The 17,369-nt window shown below is 59.2% G+C and carries 16 protein-coding genes; 13 read left to right on the forward strand and 3 right to left on the reverse strand.

Going from position 1 to position 17,369, the window contains the following annotated elements; all coding sequences use genetic code 11:
• The first annotated feature begins 268 nt into the window (after positions 1–268).
• The gene (locus tag BI347_RS10490; RefSeq protein WP_139167202.1) at positions 269–661 is read left to right on the forward strand and encodes a hypothetical protein; all 393 of its coding nucleotides are present in this window, start codon (positions 269–271) and stop codon (positions 659–661) included.
• A 532-nt stretch (positions 662–1,193) separates the two neighbouring features.
• Here BI347_RS10490 and BI347_RS10495 read toward each other — a convergent pair.
• The gene (locus tag BI347_RS10495) at positions 1,194–1,451 is read right to left on the reverse strand and encodes a hypothetical protein (RefSeq protein ID WP_071115848.1); all 258 of its coding nucleotides are present in this window, start codon (positions 1,449–1,451) and stop codon (positions 1,194–1,196) included.
• Between the two features lie 302 nt (positions 1,452–1,753).
• Between BI347_RS10495 and BI347_RS10500 the strand changes: the two genes are divergently transcribed.
• Genes BI347_RS10500 through BI347_RS23535 form a run of 3 tightly spaced genes read left to right on the forward strand, consistent with a single transcriptional unit; the run spans position 1,754 to position 6,637 of the window.
• On the forward strand, positions 1,754–4,507 hold the full coding sequence (locus tag BI347_RS10500) for a type VI secretion system Vgr family protein (protein WP_083338814.1): 2,754 nt from the start codon (positions 1,754–1,756) through the stop codon (positions 4,505–4,507).
• A gap of 3 nt (positions 4,508–4,510) precedes the next feature.
• A complete protein-coding gene (locus tag BI347_RS23530; RefSeq protein WP_139167203.1) occupies positions 4,511–5,914 on the forward strand; it encodes a hypothetical protein in 1,404 nt (467 codons plus the stop codon).
• Positions 5,915–6,637, forward strand: coding sequence for a hypothetical protein (locus BI347_RS23535; RefSeq protein ID WP_139167204.1), 723 nt, complete (start codon positions 5,915–5,917; stop codon positions 6,635–6,637). It begins immediately after the preceding gene.
• A 47-nt stretch (positions 6,638–6,684) separates the two neighbouring features.
• Here BI347_RS23535 and BI347_RS23960 read toward each other — a convergent pair whose 3' ends face one another.
• The gene (locus BI347_RS23960) at positions 6,685–6,852 is read right to left on the reverse strand and encodes a hypothetical protein (protein ID WP_158020764.1); all 168 of its coding nucleotides are present in this window, start codon (positions 6,850–6,852) and stop codon (positions 6,685–6,687) included.
• 304 nt (positions 6,853–7,156) lie between these two features.
• Between BI347_RS23960 and dusA the strand changes: the two genes are divergently transcribed.
• The 9 genes from dusA to recG all read left to right on the forward strand — a co-directional run bounded on the left by dusA (position 7,157) and on the right by recG (position 15,712).
• Positions 7,157–8,200, forward strand: coding sequence for a tRNA dihydrouridine(20/20a) synthase DusA (gene dusA / locus BI347_RS10510; RefSeq protein WP_083338815.1), 1,044 nt, complete (start codon positions 7,157–7,159; stop codon positions 8,198–8,200).
• 112 nt (positions 8,201–8,312) lie between these two features.
• Positions 8,313–9,386 carry an ABC transporter substrate-binding protein gene (locus BI347_RS10515; protein ID WP_083338816.1) on the forward strand — a complete coding sequence of 358 codons (1,074 nt, stop codon included), beginning with the start codon at positions 8,313–8,315 and terminating at the stop codon, positions 9,384–9,386.
• A gap of 31 nt (positions 9,387–9,417) precedes the next feature.
• Positions 9,418–10,011, forward strand: a complete 594-nt coding sequence (gene rdgB, locus BI347_RS10520; protein ID WP_071112530.1) for an RdgB/HAM1 family non-canonical purine NTP pyrophosphatase — start codon at positions 9,418–9,420, stop codon at positions 10,009–10,011.
• Positions 10,008–11,198 carry a radical SAM family heme chaperone HemW gene (gene hemW, locus BI347_RS10525; RefSeq protein WP_071112531.1) on the forward strand — a complete coding sequence of 397 codons (1,191 nt, stop codon included), beginning with the start codon at positions 10,008–10,010 and terminating at the stop codon, positions 11,196–11,198. The genes rdgB and hemW overlap by 4 nt, the downstream gene beginning before the upstream one ends.
• Complete coding sequence (locus BI347_RS10530; protein ID WP_071112532.1) at positions 11,198–11,578, forward strand: RidA family protein; 381 nt, start codon at positions 11,198–11,200, stop codon at positions 11,576–11,578. The genes hemW and BI347_RS10530 overlap by 1 nt, the downstream gene beginning before the upstream one ends.
• Positions 11,579–11,742: 164 nt before the next feature.
• Positions 11,743–12,213: a DUF4124 domain-containing protein gene (locus tag BI347_RS10535; protein ID WP_071112533.1), complete on the forward strand. Its 471-nt coding sequence runs from the start codon at positions 11,743–11,745 to the stop codon at positions 12,211–12,213.
• Positions 12,213–13,052: a PhzF family phenazine biosynthesis protein gene (locus BI347_RS10540; RefSeq protein WP_071115850.1), complete on the forward strand. Its 840-nt coding sequence runs from the start codon at positions 12,213–12,215 to the stop codon at positions 13,050–13,052. Before BI347_RS10535 ends, BI347_RS10540 begins: the two co-directional genes overlap by 1 nt.
• Before the next feature lie 93 nt (positions 13,053–13,145).
• A complete protein-coding gene (locus BI347_RS10545; protein WP_071112945.1) occupies positions 13,146–13,577 on the forward strand; it encodes a DUF2147 domain-containing protein in 432 nt (143 codons plus the stop codon).
• Between the two features lie 86 nt (positions 13,578–13,663).
• Positions 13,664–15,712, forward strand: a complete 2,049-nt coding sequence (recG, locus tag BI347_RS10550; protein ID WP_071112535.1) for an ATP-dependent DNA helicase RecG — start codon at positions 13,664–13,666, stop codon at positions 15,710–15,712.
• A gap of 195 nt (positions 15,713–15,907) precedes the next feature.
• Here the strand turns inward: recG and BI347_RS10555 are convergent, their stop codons facing one another.
• Positions 15,908–17,362, reverse strand: a complete 1,455-nt coding sequence (locus BI347_RS10555) for an inorganic phosphate transporter (RefSeq protein ID WP_071115851.1) — start codon at positions 17,360–17,362, stop codon at positions 15,908–15,910.
• Between the last annotated feature and the right edge of the window lie 7 nt (positions 17,363–17,369).

Genomic DNA, 17,369 nt, shown 5'->3' on the forward strand with positions numbered 1-17,369 from the left:
AGGGAGGCTGGTCTGCTAACCCAGTAGTTGGTCAGGGTTTAAATGGATTTGTAGGGGTGACGACAAATGTATATGGTAATCCTGACGGTATTCATTCTCAGGCTTCAGTGAATGGAGGTGCTTTGTTCTCTTATGGGGCCACAATAGGTGTTAGTAAGAATGGGGCGTTCTTGCAAACGCAAGTTGGTGTAGGATTGGGTGAGTTTGTTGGCTCTAAAGTGCAAGGTTCTGTTTCGATTCCACTAAAAGGGGTGTCTAAGTGATAGTTATGCTATTTATTGCCTTGGCGGCAGTAGGAGCAATGTTTCAAAAAAGGCTGTGTGAGTTGAATGGTGATAAGTTTCATTTTTTATTTACGCCAGATAAAAAGGTTTCGTCAAAGCTGCATGTTGCATTGTTTTTTGGGTATCGTAAGTATGGTGATAAGGAGTTGACTTTTTTGGGGGTTATTACTCAGATATTAGCTTTGGTAATTTTAATTATTTTTCTAAAGATAGATTTTTTTAATCATGACTCAATGGTTTGTGCGGGCATTTTATTGATGCAAACGGGCTTTGTTGCACAAATCACCGCGTACCCCAGATATCTCCACTACGTCAACGCCGCGGCGGAACTCCCGGCTTCACCGGGATTCAGCCCAACAGTGGACGATTTCGCGTAGGGCGGATGCCCCGTTCACGGGGCGATCCGCCGCTGAGAGCTTGGCAGATGACTGCTTGCCAAACTTGACCCCGGCGCGGTGTAAGGGGGATAATTCTTGGTTTATTCAAATGCTTAGTCAACGCCGCCTTGAGGGCGAAAAGGCAGGCACTACGCAATGAGAGCGAGTGGTGCCGTCGCACTTTGTGTAGCACCGGCGTGACGGAAATAGGCGGAAATCAGCCGGAATGAATGTAAACAAGACTGCACCAAATGGCGCTGAAACCCGCGCCAGTCAAGAATCTCACGGGAATAGACCGTCCCGGCGCATGAGCGTGGCGCCTATGCTGGATCGGCGCTACTGGTCGTAAAATCCAATAAATTTCAATTGATTGGCGTTGTTGTTTTTGCGCTGTAGCACTGTCGAATGCACCGAATGACAAAGCCGCCTGGGACACCAAGGCGGCTTTGTCATTCCGGATTATCATGCTTGTTGCGCAATGAAACGCGTTATCGCCCAATGCAGTCGTTCGCCATCGGATACAGATGCTGTGTTAGTGCAATGATGCGCCCGGTCGTGGGCCTATCATCGATTCGATTCCTTCCTGTTCCACTTCTTTCAGGAAAAGATCGAATGCTTTTTGGTCGGACTCAAACTCGCCGTCGAAGACGATGGAATTGTTGTACTCATCCACAATTTCGAGCGTCCATCCCGTGTCAGGCAAGCGGTAAATACACACTTCTACGGTCTTGCCCTTGACGGTGTATTGCTGTTGCAACGGGGATTCAATCAAGTCATTTTCGTCGTACATAGTAGGACCTGCTCATGGGTTAGGCATGGCTTGGATGGTAACACTGGTATGCTTCAACGGTTGGCGCCAGCTTCCGGTACGCTTGAGTACGCTACTTTGGCCTGTCCTGGCAGGTAGGCAGGTGCAGCATGTTCTCTTTCAAGGAAGTGACATTAAATGAGTTTTCACCTGTACTTTAGTGTAGGTTTGTCGACTTTCTGACGAGACCAGCTTGTTGATGCTTGCAGGGCATCATAAAATCCTTATCCCCTTTTAGTTCAATGACATACCCTCTTTGGAGGGTATTTTTATTTGGGAATCGGATGGATTTGAACGCACTGCTGGCCAGTTTCGCCTCCGCCTTTGGCCAAGATCGACGGGTATTGACTTTGCAGCTGGGTACCGGGCAGATCGCCGCCGAGCAGCTGCTGCCGCTTAGCCTGCAGGCCGAAGAGGGTCTGTCCCAACCTTACCGCTACACGCTGACCTGCCTGTCGCCGGACACCCATATCGAACTGAAGTCGCTGCTGGGCCAGCCGGCGCGCATCGGCATCGAGGATGCTTCGGGCGGCGAGTCCATCCGCTGCGGCGTGGTAGGCGAGGCCAGACTGGCCGGCGCCCATGGCGGCTTCGCCAAGTACGAGCTGACGATCGAACCGCCGTTCGCGTTGCTGCGTCACCGTCGCACTTCGCGCGTGTTCCAGGACCTGACGGTGCCGGACATCATCCAGCAGATACTGAGCGAACATCAGCAGAGCAATCCGGCCTTCGCCCGGGTGCAGACCCTGTCCATCCAGGTGCAGCCGGCCCAGCCGCGCAGCTACTGCCTGCAATACCGCGAGAGCGATTACGAATTCATCGTCCGCCTGATGCACGAAGAAGGCTACGCCTGGCGCTTCCTCCATCAAGACGACGATGGCCCGCAAGTTCAGCTGGCGGTGTTCGATGACCCGCACAGCCTGCCGGCCGCCCCCCTGAGCCGCGTGCGCTTTCACCGCGCCGACGCCACCGAAGACGAAGACGGCCTGACCGAATGGCAAGCCGCCCGTCAGATCGTGCCCAGCAGCGTGGCGCTGGCCAGCTACGACTACAAGCCCGTCTCCACCCAGCACAGCGAAGACGGCAGCCGCATCGAACAAGGCCAGGCCGGCCAGTCGCTGCAGAGCAGCCTGACCCAATACGACGCGCCGGGCCTGTATTACGCCGGCGACGATGAACAGCTGGGCCGCTACGCCCAGCTGCGCCAGCAGGCGCATGATCAGCAGGCCAAGTCCTTCAGCGCTAGCGGCACCGTGCGCGGCCTGCAGCCGGGCCAATGGTTCCACCTGGACGACCATCCGGCACATGAAACTGATAGCCCGCAACACCGCGAATTCGTGGTCACCGGCCAGCGCTTCCAGGTGCGCAACAACCTGCCGAAGGATCTGGCCCAGCACGTCGGCGCCCAAACCGACGCCGCCCCGTTCACCACCGCCCTGCAGACTCAGCGCCGCGGCATTCCGTTGACCCCGGCCTATGCCGGCACCGCGCTGGCCAAGCCCAAATCGCGCGGCGTGCAGACCGCCACCGTGGTCGGCCCGGCAGAACCGACGGACCAAGCCGCTGACGAGATCTACACCGACGACCAGGGCCGCATCAAGGTGCAATTCCACTGGCAACGGCCAGAGGAGCATACAACCTTCGGCGCCAACCTCGACGACAAATCCAGCTGCTGGCTGCGCGTAGCCATGCCTAGCGCCGGGGCTGGTTTCGGCCACCAGTTCATCCCGCGCATCGGCCAGGAAGTGCTGGTCGACTTCATCGAAGGCGACATCGACCGCCCGCTGGTGACCGGCGTGTTCTACAACGGCAGCCACCCGACGCCCGACTTCAGCGGTGCTGGCGCGCTCCCCGCCAACAAAAAGCTGTCCGGCATTAAATCGAAAGAACACCAGGGCGGTGGCTACAACGAGCTGCTGTTTGACGACACACCCGGCGAAGTGCGCGCCAAACTCAGCTCCGAATCCGGCAAGACCCAGCTGAACCAAGGCTTCCTCACCCACCCGCGCAGCAACGGCAAGGCCCAGCCGCGCGGCGAAGGCTTCGAATTGCGCACCGACCAGCACGGCGCCATCCGCGCCGTGCATGGTCTGCTCTTGTCGACCGAAGCGCAGAACGGCGCCGGCGGCAATCAGCTGGCGCGCGAGCATGCGCAAAGCCAGTTGCAGTCCGCCGTCGCGCTGAGTCAGGCGCTGGCGGAAACCGCCACCGGCCAGCTCGCCGATACCATGGAAACGGGTCCTGAAGAGATCAGCCCGGACAACGCCAAGGGCAGCAAGCAGCCTGATGGCCATCTGATGCATCATCTGGATGCCCTCAAGGCTTGGGAAGCCGGCAGCAATACCGACAAGGACGGCAAGACGGCCAAGGATCAACCAGGCCAGCAACCATTGATCGTTCTTTCGGGGCCCGCTGGCATCGCCAGCGTTACCGAGCAAAGCCAAACCGTCTCAGCCGGCACCAATCTCAACTTGGTCGCTCAGCGCGATGCCAACCACAGCACGGGACGACGCTGGCTGCACAATGTCGGTCAACACATCAGCCTGTTCGTGGCCGGGGTGCAAGACAAGATGGCCATGAAGCTGATTGCTGCCAAGGGCAAGGTACAAGTCCAGGCGCAGAGCGATGCGATGGAGCTGACAGCAGATAAGGACCTCACCATCACTTCGGTAAAGGGCAGGGTGCAGATCGCCGCCCGTCAGGAAGTGCTGCTCGCTAGCGGTGGCGGCTACATTCGGATTGCTGGCGGCAATATTGAGGTGCATTGTCCCGGCGAGGTCAGCATTAAGGGGGCTCGCCATAGCCTGAGCGGTCCAACTAATTTGGCAAGCGCTTTTAAGCAGGAAGGAAGAAAAGCAGATCTACATATTCGCTATGAAGATGTTGATGGAAACAGTCCTGCCGAAAAAGCCATCAAACTTCGCACGCGAGATGGTGGTGAATTATCAGCCAGTCCTGATGATTCAGGATGGTTTAAGCTGGAAAATGTGGACTTTGATAACTTCATTGCTTCGCAAGAAGCGCGTCGGAAAAATTAAATTATGCAAGGCAAAATGCTTCCGGAAAATATCGTATATATTGATCTCCCTGGCGAAAATGCAAAAGGGGTAATGACGGGGTGTGCTAATCGAATTATTCTAAAAAAGCACCGGGATGTAATCGTTGAAATTAATATCAAGAAAGGCGATACATACCTTGCAAGATCGATCCAATCTGATTTCTACTGTGACCGTGACAAGCAACTAATACAATACAAAAAGAAACAGCATGTTATTTTTAAGGATGGAGAAAAACTCCATCTTTGGGTTTCTCGTGATTTTAAAGGCTGTTTAGTTATTGAATCTTTGCCCGGGGGATTGATTGGCCAGTTCAAGGTAAATGCTATAGATGTAAATAATTATGGAAGTGCACCCAGGGACAAACCTGCCCCATTCATGATTAGTTTGTCTGGCAGTCCAAAAAAAGAAGCAGGCTCAGCTGTGCATCCTCACGGAACGTCGATGCTTGAACTGAATAACCTAAACCCTTACAATTCAAACCCAGTCAAAGTGCACGCTGCGGATATGAAGCCTGTTGTGGATAATCATCAAATTGTTCAGGTTGTGGATTTGAATGTTAAAACTGCTCCTGCGGAATTGTGGGAGCATTTTAAAAAGGGCGGGGATGGGACTGGATTGTATAACTATGACCCCAGCAAGGTGGCCACGCGTAACTGGCTTTATGGGCAGTTAGCAGGAACAACTGCATATGTGGCAGATAATTGGGAATGGCTGAGGCATGCAATTGACACCAAAACCAGCAAAGGGACGCAGTTGGTAAAAGCCCGCTTTCATTATGTAAGAGGAAAGCTGAGAATATACTTTTCAGGATACAGCAGGAACAATCCTGTTTTTGGCGCTGGCGGGTTTGGCATAAAAAATGAAAATGTTTTGAAGATTTTTTATGGGGCGGGAGATGTAAAAAGTACTTTCTCTTCGGCATGGCAAGCTGCGCGCTCAACAGTAAAAGGTAATGCTCTGATCACCTTTATATTCTCATCAGCAACCGCGGTAGCAGAGTGGCAAGCTGATGCAAAGAAAGATGGGTATGACTTGTTTGCTAATATATTCGTTTCGTTATTGAAGGCAATATTAGTTGCTTACATAACATCTTTTGCAGTAGCGATTATTGGAGCGCTGTGGTGCATAATTGTGGGTAGTTCAATGGCAATTCTTGCAATTGGGGCGATAACCATTGTATTAACCTTAGCTTTTTCTTACGTGGCGGATGCTTCGGATAAAATGATTGGAAAAGCTCTCGTGAATGATGGGAATGGCGATGGCATGGCAGCATATTTAGCCCCCTTGCTGAGAGAGGCAGAAAAAAAGATATCTTCAAATTGGAATTATTTGAAAAATAAATTTGGAAGTGAATATGAAAAATTCTCTTTGGAAGGAGTGTTTTAATTGAGAATAGACAAGGGAATTTTTCATGTCTTGGAGCGCTTGTGCCTTGCCTCGATGGCTGTTTTTCTGACAATAGCACTTGCTCTGAACTCAATGCTATACCAAGGATCTTTAAGCGATGTGGTATCTATACTCTGCTATGTCGTTCTGACGTTAGGAGTCGCTTACCTAATAGCCCTTCAATTCAAGAGGGAGAAAAAACAAATCGAGTTTGGAGTATTGTCATTCTTGTCTATACTTCCTATTTCTATGTTTTTTGATATGACCCTTTTGGGCCAATTTATTCATGTTTCAAAATTTTCTTTGATCAGTGTTTTAATTTTATTTTTCTCTATAACAGTAAATGCATGGTGGGCCTATAGGATGGCTCGTGGGTTTAAAAAAATATTCTATACACCTGATTTGCGAAATCAAATATATAAAGAGACAGATGGTTTTTTCCTGTTCAAGCGTGGAAGTCAAGAATTGCCGATGAAACGTGTTGGTATTTCTCTTGGTGTCTCAGTGTCAGCACTGGTAAAGATTATGCCTGTTTACATTATCCTTATATTCTTATCGTATTTTAGAAATGAATTAAATTTATTGCAAAGCATCTTATCTCTACTGTCACTACCTTTGGCAATGATGTTTAATGGAGTTCTTGTTTTTTGTTTTTGTATCTATTTGTATTATCCGTCTATTTTGAAGAGAAATGACAAAAAAGAAGTTGTCTATCAATTTTAGAGACTGGCTTGTAATTAGGTATAGTCATTTTTTTATGGGGAAGATTTTCAATAGCATAGGGCATGTTGAGCAATTGACGCATGTCTGGCAACGTGCCATTCAGTTTGCTGTTGATTGGCGAGCTTCAAATTGGAGGTGCGATGGGACGTCCAGTCCGCCGCGATGTCGCCAAGCGATTGGAGAGCATCGGCATCTTTGAGTTTTTCATTAGCCATCTTGGTATGCCAACTGGTGGGTCTTTCGACATATATTCCGCTCTACGGTGAATGATTTCGCGTAGGGCGGATGTCCAGCAAGCGGGGTGATCCGCTACTGCATGATTGACAGATGTCTGCTTGCCAAACTTGACCCCGGCGTGGGGTAAGGGGGATAATTCTTCGTTTATTCAAATGCTTAGTCAACGCCGCCTTGAAGACGGGAAGGCAGGCACTACGCAATGAGAGCGAGTGGTGCCATAGCTCCTGAAAGTCGCACTTTGTGTAGCACCGGCGTGACGGAAATAGGCGGAAATCAGCCGGAATGAACGTAAACAAGACTGCACCAAATGGCGCTGAAACCCGCGCCAGTCAAGAATCTCACGGGAATAGACCGTCCCGACGCATGAGCGTGGCGCCGATGCTGGACTGGACCGACCGCCACTACCGCTACTTCGCCCGCCAGATCACTCGCAACGCCTGGCTGTACACCGAGATGGTGACCACCGGCGCGCTGCTGCACGGCGACGTGGCGCGCCACCTGCGCTTCGACGACGCCGAGCACCCGGTCGCGCTGCAACTGGGCGGCAGCGAGCCGGCCGAGCTGGCGCGCTGCGCGCGCCTGGCGCAGCAATGGGGCTACGACGAAGTGAACCTCAACGTCGGCTGCCCGTCTGAAAGAGTGCAGAAAGGCGCTTTCGGCGCCTGCCTGATGGCCGAGCCGCAATTGGTGGCGGACTGCGTCAAGGCGATGCGCGACGCGGTGGACATCGACGTCACCGTCAAGCACCGCATCGGCATCGACCAGGTCGAGCATTACGACTACTTGCGCGAATTCGTCGATGTGGTGGCCGACGCCGGTTGCCGCACCTTCATCGTCCATGCCCGCAACGCCATCCTGAAGGGCCTCAGCCCCAAGGAAAACCGCGAAATCCCGCCCTTGAAGTACGACTACGTCTACCGGCTGAAGCGTGAGCGGCCGGAGCTGGAAATCCTGCTCAACGGCGGAGTGAAGACCAATGCCGAAATCGCCGAGCATCTGAAGCACGTCGACGGGGTGATGGTGGGGCGCGAGGCCTATCACAACCCGTGGCTGATGGCCGATTGGGACGCGCTGTTCTACGGCGAGCAGGCGGCGGCGCCGGAACGCGAGCGGGTGGTGGATGCCATGCTGCCCTATGTCAGCGCCCGCCTGGGCGACGGCAGCCATCTGCGCCACATCGCCCGCCACATCCTGGGCCTGTTCCAGGGCATGCCGGGCGCGCGCAACTGGCGCCGCATGCTGTCCGACGCCAAGCTGCTGGACGGAGCCGACGCCGGCCTGCTTAGCCAGGCGCTGCAGGCGACGCTGCAGGGCCGCCGCGCTTAGCCCGTGTTGCCATCGCGAGCCGCCGGCGCGTCCTGCGGCCGTTTTGGGCGGCCCGGGCCGCCCTTTGTCTTTGTTGTCATGCCCGGCATGACTGTCTGGAGGTGAATCCCAAGTGAAGAAATTGCAGAAGTTGATGCTGGCTTTGTCTCTGTCGTCCGGCCTGGCCCAGGCGGGTCCCGATGACGTGCTGCACATCTACAATTGGAGCGGCTCGCTGTCCGACAACATCGTGCGCCAGTTCGAGAAGCGTTGCGGCTGCCGCGTGGTGCAGGACTACTACGGTGACAACGAGGAAATGCTGGCCAAGCTGGCCGCCGGCGCCAAGGGCTACGACATGGTGTTCCCGTCCAGCTTCGTGATCCAGGCGATGACCAAACAGAAGCTGCTGCAAGCTCTCGATCACGGCAAGATTCCCAATCTGCAGAACGTCGCGCCGGCCTACCGCTCGCAGGCCTATGATCCGGGCAACCGCTACACCGTTCCCACCGTGCTGACGCTGACCTCGGTCGGCTACAACGTGGAAAAGCTCAAGCAGCTGGGCGTCGATCCCGGCAGCTGGTCGGTGATCTTCGATCCCGCGGCGCTGCGGAAGATCAAGGGCAAGGTGACGGTGCTGGACAGCTCGCGCGAGGTGTTCGCCGCCGCGCTGTTCTATCTGGGCAAAGACCCGAACCGGGCCAGCGAAGCCGACATGCGCGCCGCGCGCGACGTGATCCGCAAGGCCAAGCCGTACTGGGCGGCCTTCTCCAACGCCAGCTACCTGAAACAGCTGGCGGTGGGCAATATCTGGGTGGCGCTGGGCTACTCCAGCGAATTCTTCCAGGCCGGCGAAGACGCGCGCCTGGCCAGGCGGCCGTTTCATATCGGCAATGTGCCGCAGCGCGAAGGCAACGAGCTGGGCGTGGATACAATGGCGATACTGGCCGGCGCCAGGCGGCCGGACCTGGCTCACCAGTTCATCAATTTCATGCTGGACGGCAAAAACGCCGCCCAGCTCACCAACCTCAACGGCGCCACCAACCCGGTGGCCACGGCCAGCCCTTACTTCCGCGCCGACCTGAAAAGCCATCCAGTGATCAATCCCAGCCCGGAACAGGCGAAAAAGTGGACGGTATTGCGCGAATTGACGCCGCAGGAGCGCCGCTTGATGGCGCGGATGTGGACGGAAGTGAAGGTCAGCCGCTAAGCTGGCGGCCTAGTCAGGAAAGATGAATACAATGTTCGATCAACTGGTTCTCGCCAGCAACAATGCAGGCAAGCTGAAGGAGTTCGGCGCGCTGTTCGCCGAGCTTGGCATCACGGTGCGGCCGCAGCGCGATTTCGATGTGCCGGAATGCCCGGAGCCCTACCACACCTTCCTGGAGAACGCGCTGGAGAAGGCGCGCCATGCCAGCCGCCTCACCGGCCTGCCGGCGCTGGCCGACGATTCCGGCATCTGCGTGGAAGCGCTGGGCGGCGCGCCCGGGGTGTTTTCCGCCCGCTTCGCCGGCGAACCGAAGTCCGACGCGCGCAACAACGCGCTCTTGGTGGAGAAGCTCGAGGGCGAGGCCAACCGCCGCGCCTGGTATTACTGCGTGCTGGTGTTGGTGCGCCACGCCGACGATCCGCAGCCATTGGTGGCGGACGGCATCTGGCTGGGCGAGGTGAGCGAGCGGCCGGCCGGCGACGGCGGCTTCGGCTACGATCCCTATTTCCATCTGCCCAGCCACGGCTGCAGCGTGGCCGAGCTCGACGCGGCGGAGAAGAACCGCGTCAGCCACCGCGGCCAGGCGCTGGCGGCGCTGCTGGCCAAGCTGAAGGCGCTGGCATGAGCGTGGTGGACCTGTCGGCGCTGAAGGGCGGCCTGCGCGAACTGCCGCCGCTGGCGCTGTATATCCATTTCCCATGGTGCATACGCAAGTGCCCGTACTGCGACTTCAACTCGCACGAGCCCAAGAGCGGCTTCGACGAGATGGCGTACGTGGATACGTTGTTGCGCGATCTGGAATTCAGCCTGCCGGCGGTATGGGGCCGGCCCTTGACCAGCATCTTCATGGGCGGCGGCACGCCCAGCCTGTTCAGTCCGCAGGCGATGGATGTATTGCTGGCCGGCGTCCGCGCGCGGATGAAGCTGCATCCGGATGCCGAGATCACGATGGAGGCCAATCCCGGCACCTTCGAGATAGACCGCTTCCGCGGCTACCGCGAGGCCGGCATCAACCGCTTGTCCATCGGCATCCAAAGCTTCAACCCCCGGCATCTCAAATCGCTGGGCCGCATTCATGACGGCGACGAGGCGAAGCGCGCGGTGGAAATCGCGCTGACCCACTTCGACAACGTCAACCTGGACCTGATGTACGCGCTGCCGGGCCAGACACTGGATGAGGCGCTGTCCGACCTCGATATCGCGCTGTCCTACGGCATTACCCACCTGTCGGCCTACCACCTGACGATAGAGCCCAATACCCTGTTCGCGGCGCAGACGCCGAAGAACCTGCCGGACGACGAGACGTCGGCCGACATGCAGGAGGCGCTGGAGTCGCGACTGGCAGTGGCCGGCTTCGAGCACTACGAAACCTCGGCTTTCGCCAAGCCCGGCCGCCACAGCCGCCACAACCTCAACTACTGGCAGTTCGGCGACTACGTCGGCATCGGCGCCGGGGCCCACGGCAAGATCAGCAGCCACCAGGGCATCGCGCGCCAGATGCGGCACAAGCAGCCGGCGGCCTATATCCGCGCGGTGGCGGAGGGCATGCCGCTGCAGAGCGAGCAGCGCGTCGCACGCGCCGACCTGCCGTTCGAATTCATGATGAACCTGCTGCGCCTGACCGGCGGCTTCGAGAGCCGGCTGTTCCAGGAGCGCACTGCCCTGCCGCTGCTGTCGATCCAGCGCCAGTTGGCCGAAGCCGAGGCGCAAGGCCTGCTGCTGCGCGACGCGGCCATCATCCGGCCCACGTTGAAGGGCCAACGTTTTCTCAACGATCTGCTCACCCTGTTCCTGAAAGAAGGAGATGAATAATGGCTAAGGAAATCATCCACACCGACAAGGCTCCGGCCGCCATCGGCGCTTACTCGCAGGCCGTCAAGGCAGGCAACACCGTTTACCTGTCCGGCCAGATCCCGCTGGACCCGGCCAGCATGGCCGTGGTGGAAGGCGGCTTCGCTGCCGAAACCCACCAGGTATTCAAGAACATGAAAGCGGTGTGCGAAGCCGCCGGCGGCAGCCTGGACCAGATCGTCAAGCTCAACGCCTACCTGACCGACCTGTCCAACTTCGCCACTTTCAACGAAATCATGGCGCAGTACTTCAGCCAGCCTTACCCGGCGCGGGCCGCCGTCGGCGTGGCCAGCTTGCCCAAGGGCGTGCTGGTGGAGGCCGAAGCGGTGATGGTGCTGTAAGTTTCAACCGCATCGAATGAAAAAGCCCCGGGTTTGCGCCCGGGGCTTTTTTGCGGGTATGGGGGGGCGGCATGCGGGCGCCGCGAGTCGGTGATCTTGTTGACAGTGGCCGGATCCGGCCGGATTTGGCATGTTGCGGCAAATGAATCGACTGGGAGTGCGCAATGAAGGGTTTACTGCCGGTTTGTCTGTTGTTGTCCGCCGCCGTCTGCCAGGCGCAGATTTTCAAATGCCGCGATGGCGACGGACGGACCAGCTATAGCCAGCAACCATGCCCAGTCGGCAGCAGCAGGCTGGAGATGGATGGGCGCCAGTCATTGAGTGTGATCGAACAGGAGGCGAGGCAGCGCGCGTCGCGGCAGCAGTATGGCAAAGAGTTGCAAGATTGGGCCGGCAAGCGCGACAAGGCGCGCCAGGCTGAGGAAAAGGCGGCGCAGCGCGAACGGCAGGCGGGCCGCAAGAAATGGCTGGTGGAACGGCAACATTGCCAGAGGCTGGCGGACAAGCAGGCATCACTGCGGCAAAGCCTGTATCAGGGACAGGCAGTCAAGGAGTTGGATCGCTTGAAGCTCAGACTTGCCAAGGTGGAGGATCAGATGCAGGATCGGGCATGCCATTTATATAAGGACGATTGATGCCGACTTACCGTTTCGAGCTTGTCAATGTATTTGCCGAACAACGTTTCGGCGGCAATCCGCTGGCGGTGTTCCCGGATGCTGCCGGCCTGTCCGACGCGGACATGCAACTGATCGCCCGCCAGTTCAACCTGTCGGAAACCGTGTTCCTGCTCCCCGGCGATAGCGAAGCCGCGGCCAGCCTGCGTATTTTCACGCCAAATTATGAATTGCCGTTCGCCGGCCACCCCACGCTGGGCAGCGCGGCGGTGCTGCACGCGCGCGGCGAGGTCGGCGACAGCTTCGCGCTGCGCACCCGTTCCGGCCTGATCCCCATCCTGTATCGGGACGGCCTGTTCCGCCTGAGCGCGCCGGCCGCCACTGCGCGGCCGGCGGATTGTGGCCGTGAACAGGCGGCCGCGATGCTGGGCCTGTCGCCGAGCGACATCGCGCAGGATCCGCAATGGCTGAACGCCGGCAGCGAGCAACTGTTGATCGGCCTGGCCAGCCGCGAGGCGGTATTGCGCGCGCAACCCGATCCGGCCTTGTTCCGCCGCCACGCCACCCTGCGCCCGGGACGCAGCGTCGCCTACGTCTGGCATCAGCAGGACGGCGTCGCCGCCGTGCGGCTGTTTTTTGAGCAGCAGGGTGCGGTGATCGAGGACCCGGGCACCGGCAGCGCCTGCGCCAACCTGGGCGGCTGGTGCGTGCTGAACGGCCTTGCGCCCTTGTCCTGGCGACTGGAGCAGGGGGAGGCGATAGACCGGCCAAACAGGCTTTACCTGGATATCGACGCCGCCGGGCAGGTGCGGGTGGGCGGCCGGACATGGCCTATGGGGCGGGGCGAGTTCAAATTGTGACGGCGCGGCGGCTTGACGATGCGGCCTGCTGTTGGCATCCTAGAGTCGCTGCTCCAAACTGTTGTTTCATAACAAATGAACGAGGAAAACATCATGATTCGAATCGCCAAAGCCGCTTGCCTGGCTACCGCGCTGGGCCTGGCCAGCCAATTGGCTCTGGCTGGCAGCGCCGCCGGCCTGTGGAAGACCATAGACGACGAAACCCACCAGGCCAAGGCGCTGGTGCAGATCAACGAAGGCCCCAACGGCGAGCTGACCGGCAAGGTGATCAAGCTCTACCTGCATCCGGAAGCGGTATGCGACAAGTGCGACGGCGCCAACAAGGGCAAGCCGGTCAATGGCATGCAGATCCTGTGGGGCCTGAAGAAGCAGGGCGACGAGTGGAGCGACGGCCAGATCCTCGATCCCAAGTCCGGCAAAATCTACACCTCCGGCGCCAAGCTGATGGAAGACGGCAAGAAGCTGCGCGTGCGCGGCTATATCGGTCCCTTTTTCCGCAGTCAGGTTTGGGAACGTCAGCAGTAAGCGGCAGCGCTCTGTCTGAACGGACTGGGCGGAAGCCGGCGTCAAGCCGCTTCCGCCTTTTGCATTCTTGAGTACAATCTGCCCTCATGACTCCGCCGACCGATCTTGCCAACCAGCCGCCCACGGTGCCGGCTGCGCTGGCCAAAAAGCTGGAGAAGCTGGGCATACGCCGCCGCTTCGACCTGGTGCTGCACCTGCCGCTGCGCTACGAGGACGAAACCCATCTTTATCCTATCGCCGACGCGCCCTATGGCCAGCCGGTGCTGGTGGAGGGCGCCGTCGTCTCGCACGAGGTCAGCTTCAAGCCGCGCAAGCAGCTGCGGGTGCAGATCGAGGACGGCAGCGGCGTGCTGTTGCTGCGCTTCATCCATTTCTATCCCAGCCAGATCAAGCAGTTCGCCGAAGGCAGCCGCGTGCGCGCGCTGGGGGAAATCCGCCGCGGTTTCCTGGGCGACGAGATGGTCCACCCCAAAACGCGCGAAGTGCGCGAAGGCGCGCCGCTGGCGGAAAGCCTCACCCCGGTCTATCCCACGGTGAACGGCCTGACCCAGCCGATGCTGCGCAAGCTGGTGCATGGCGAGCTGCGTTTGCAGCAATTGGGCGAGGTGTTGCCACCGCCGCTCCTGGAGCCGCTGGCCTTGCAGCCGTTCGCCGAGGCGATCCGCCTGCTACACCAGCCGCCGCCGGAATGGTCGGCGCAGCAATTGGCCGATCCGCGGCTGCCGGCCTGGCAGCGGCTGAAGTTCGACGAGCTGCTGGCGCAGCAGCTGTCTATGCGGCTGGCCTACCGCGCGCGCCGGCAGGGCAGCGCGCCGCGCATCGTCGGCGATGGCAGTCTGAGCGCCCGCCTACTGCAAAACCTGCCGTTCCAGCTCACCGCCGCGCAGCGCCGGGTGCTGGAGGATATACGCGCCGATCTGGCACTGCCGCATCCGATGCACCGGCTGCTGCAGGGCGATGTGGGCAGCGGCAAGACCATAGTCGCCGCGCTAGCGGCCTTGTCCGCCATCGAGGCGGGCTATCAGGTGGCGCTGATGGCGCCGACCGAAATCCTGGCCGAGCAGCATTATCTCAAATTGTCCGGCTGGCTGGCGCCGCTGGGAATCGGCGTGGCCTGGCTGTCCGGCAGCCTGAGGAAAAAGGCCAAGGCGCAGGCGCTGGAGGAGATCGCCGCCGGTCGTTGCCGGCTGGCAGTGGGTACCCATGCGCTGTTCCAGGACGATGTGCGCTTCGAGAGGCTGGGGCTGGCGATCGTCGACGAGCAGCACCGCTTCGGCGTCGGCCAGCGGCTGGCGCTGCAAGGCAAGGGCGAGGAGCCGCACCAGCTGATGATGTCGGCCACGCCCATCCCGCGCACGCTGGCGATGAGCTTCTACGCCGATCTGGACGTGTCGGTGATAGACGAGCTGCCGCCCGGGCGCACCCCTATCGTCACCAAGCTGATAGGCAACCCGCGCCGTCCCGAGGTGGTGGGCCTGGTGGAGCGCACCTGTGCCGAGGGACAGCAGGCCTACTGGGTGTGTCCGTTGATCGAGGAATCTGAAGCCCTGCAACTGCAGACCGCGGTGGATAGCCACCAGCAGCTGCAGCAGGACCTGCCAGGCCGCCGCATCGGCCTGGTGCACGGCAGGATGAAGGCGGCGGAAAAGGCGGTGGTGATGGCGGCTTTCGCCGGTGGCGAGCTGGACGTGCTGGTGGCCACCACGGTGATAGAGGTGGGGGTGGACGTGCCCAACGCCAGCCTGATGGTGATCGAGCACGCGGAGAGGATGGGCCTGGCCCAGCTGCACCAGTTGCGCGGCCGGGTAGGGCGCGGCAGCGCCAGGAGCGTATGCGTGCTGCTGTTCGACAGCCCGCTGTCCGATCTGGCCAAAGCCAGGTTGAAGGTGATCTACGAGAATGTCGACGGTTTCGAGATCGCCCGCCAGGATTTGCAGATCCGCGGTCCGGGCGAATTCCTGGGCGCGCGCCAGAGCGGCTTGCCGATGCTGCGCTTCGCCGACCTGGAGCAGGACCAGCAGCTGCTGGAGGCGGCGCGGGACTTGGCGCCGCAATTGCTGGAGCGCTGGCCGCAGGCGGCCGACGCGCACCTGGAGCGCTGGCTGGCCGGCAAGGAGCAGTTTCTCAAAGCGTAAAAAATCCGCCGCGATTGGGGGAAATCGCGGCGGTGAGGGAGGATTGCTGCAAACAAAAGAAACCATTAATGAAGCCAGCACATATTAGCAATGTGTGAATTAAAGGCTCAAGCGCAGCCAGCCTTTCCCTTGACCCAGATCAAGCATGAAAAAAGCCACCGCGAGCGGTGGCTTTTTCATTGCGGGCAGCAGGTATCAGAACCACTGCGCCGCCAGGTAGTACAGGCCGCCGGCCAACGCCATCGACGCTGGCAGGGTGAACAGCCAAGCCAGCGCGATCGAGCGCACGGTGCCCATCTGCAGGCCGGCCTTGTCGGCGATCATGGTGCCGGCCACCCCGCTGGACAGCACGTGGGTGGTGGATACGGGGAAGCCGAACCAGCTGGCCAGGCCGATGGAGACCGCCGCGGTGGTCTGCGCCGCCACGCCCTGGGCGTAAGTCATATCCTTCTTGCCTATTCCTTCGCCGACGGTCTTCACCACGCGCTTCCAACCTATCATGGTGCCGATGCCCAAGGACAGCGCGACGGCGACGATCACCCAGGTGGGCGCGTATTCGGTGGTGGTGGTCAGGTCCTTGCGCAGGTTGTCCAGCAGCTGCCTGTCGTCCGAGCTCAGCTTGGGCAGGGCGGACGCCTTCTTGGCTGCGTCGTCCAGGCACAACAGCTGCGTGCGCACGTCCCAGCGCTGCGAGGCGCTCAGCTTGTGGTAGTCGGAGCCATCGCCCATCAGGGTCAGCAGATTCTGCGCGGTGGCGACGGTCTGCTGCGGGTGGCATTCGTACTGGCTGGTGCTGGTGGACTTGACGATGATCTTGGACAGATCCGCTTCATGGCGCTGGTAGAACTGCTGCAGATGCTGCGCCGCGTCGCGGGTGCGTTCCAGCTGGTACGGGGTGCTGTCCAGGTTGAGCACGAACTTGGCCGGTACGATGCCGATCAGCACCAGCATGATCAGGCCGACGCCCTTTTGGCCGTCGTTGGAGCCGTGGGCGAAGCTGACGCCCATCGCCGACACGATCAGCATGAAGCGGGTCCAGAACGGCGGATGCTTGCGGCCTTCGACCTGCTGGCGCTGGTATGGCGTCTTGTGCACATTGCTGTGCGGACGGAAGCGTCGCAGCAGGATGACGATCAGGCCCGCGACCACCGCGCCGACCACCGGCGAAACCAGCAGCGAGGCGCCGACATCCACCGCCTTGCCCCAGTTGATGCCATGGGACAGCGAAGTGTGGTTGATCAGGCTGTTGGCCACGCCGACGCCCAGGATGGCGCCGATCAGCGTGTGGCTGCTGGATGCCGGCAGGCCCAGATACCAGGTGCCCAGGTTCCAGATGATGGCGGCGGCCAACAGCGCGAACACCATCGACATGCCGCGGGTGGTGTTGACCGAGATCAGCAAGTCAACCGGCAGCAGGTGGACGATGGCGTAGGCCACGGCCAGTCCGCCGCTCATCACGCCGAGGAAGTTGCAGATGCCGGAATAGAACACGGCAAGGCGCGGCTTCATCGACTGGGTGTAGATGACGGTGGCGACGGCGTTGGCGGTATCGTGAAAACCGTTGATGAACTCAAATGCGAGCACGAAGCCCAGCGAAAGCATCAAAGTGATGGCTACATGGGTGTCGAGCCCGGAGAACAGGTCCAGCATGGCGAGT

The sequence above is a fragment of the Chromobacterium sphagni genome, assembly GCF_001855575.1.
GTDB classification, from domain to species: domain Bacteria; phylum Pseudomonadota; class Gammaproteobacteria; order Burkholderiales; family Chromobacteriaceae; genus Chromobacterium; species Chromobacterium sphagni.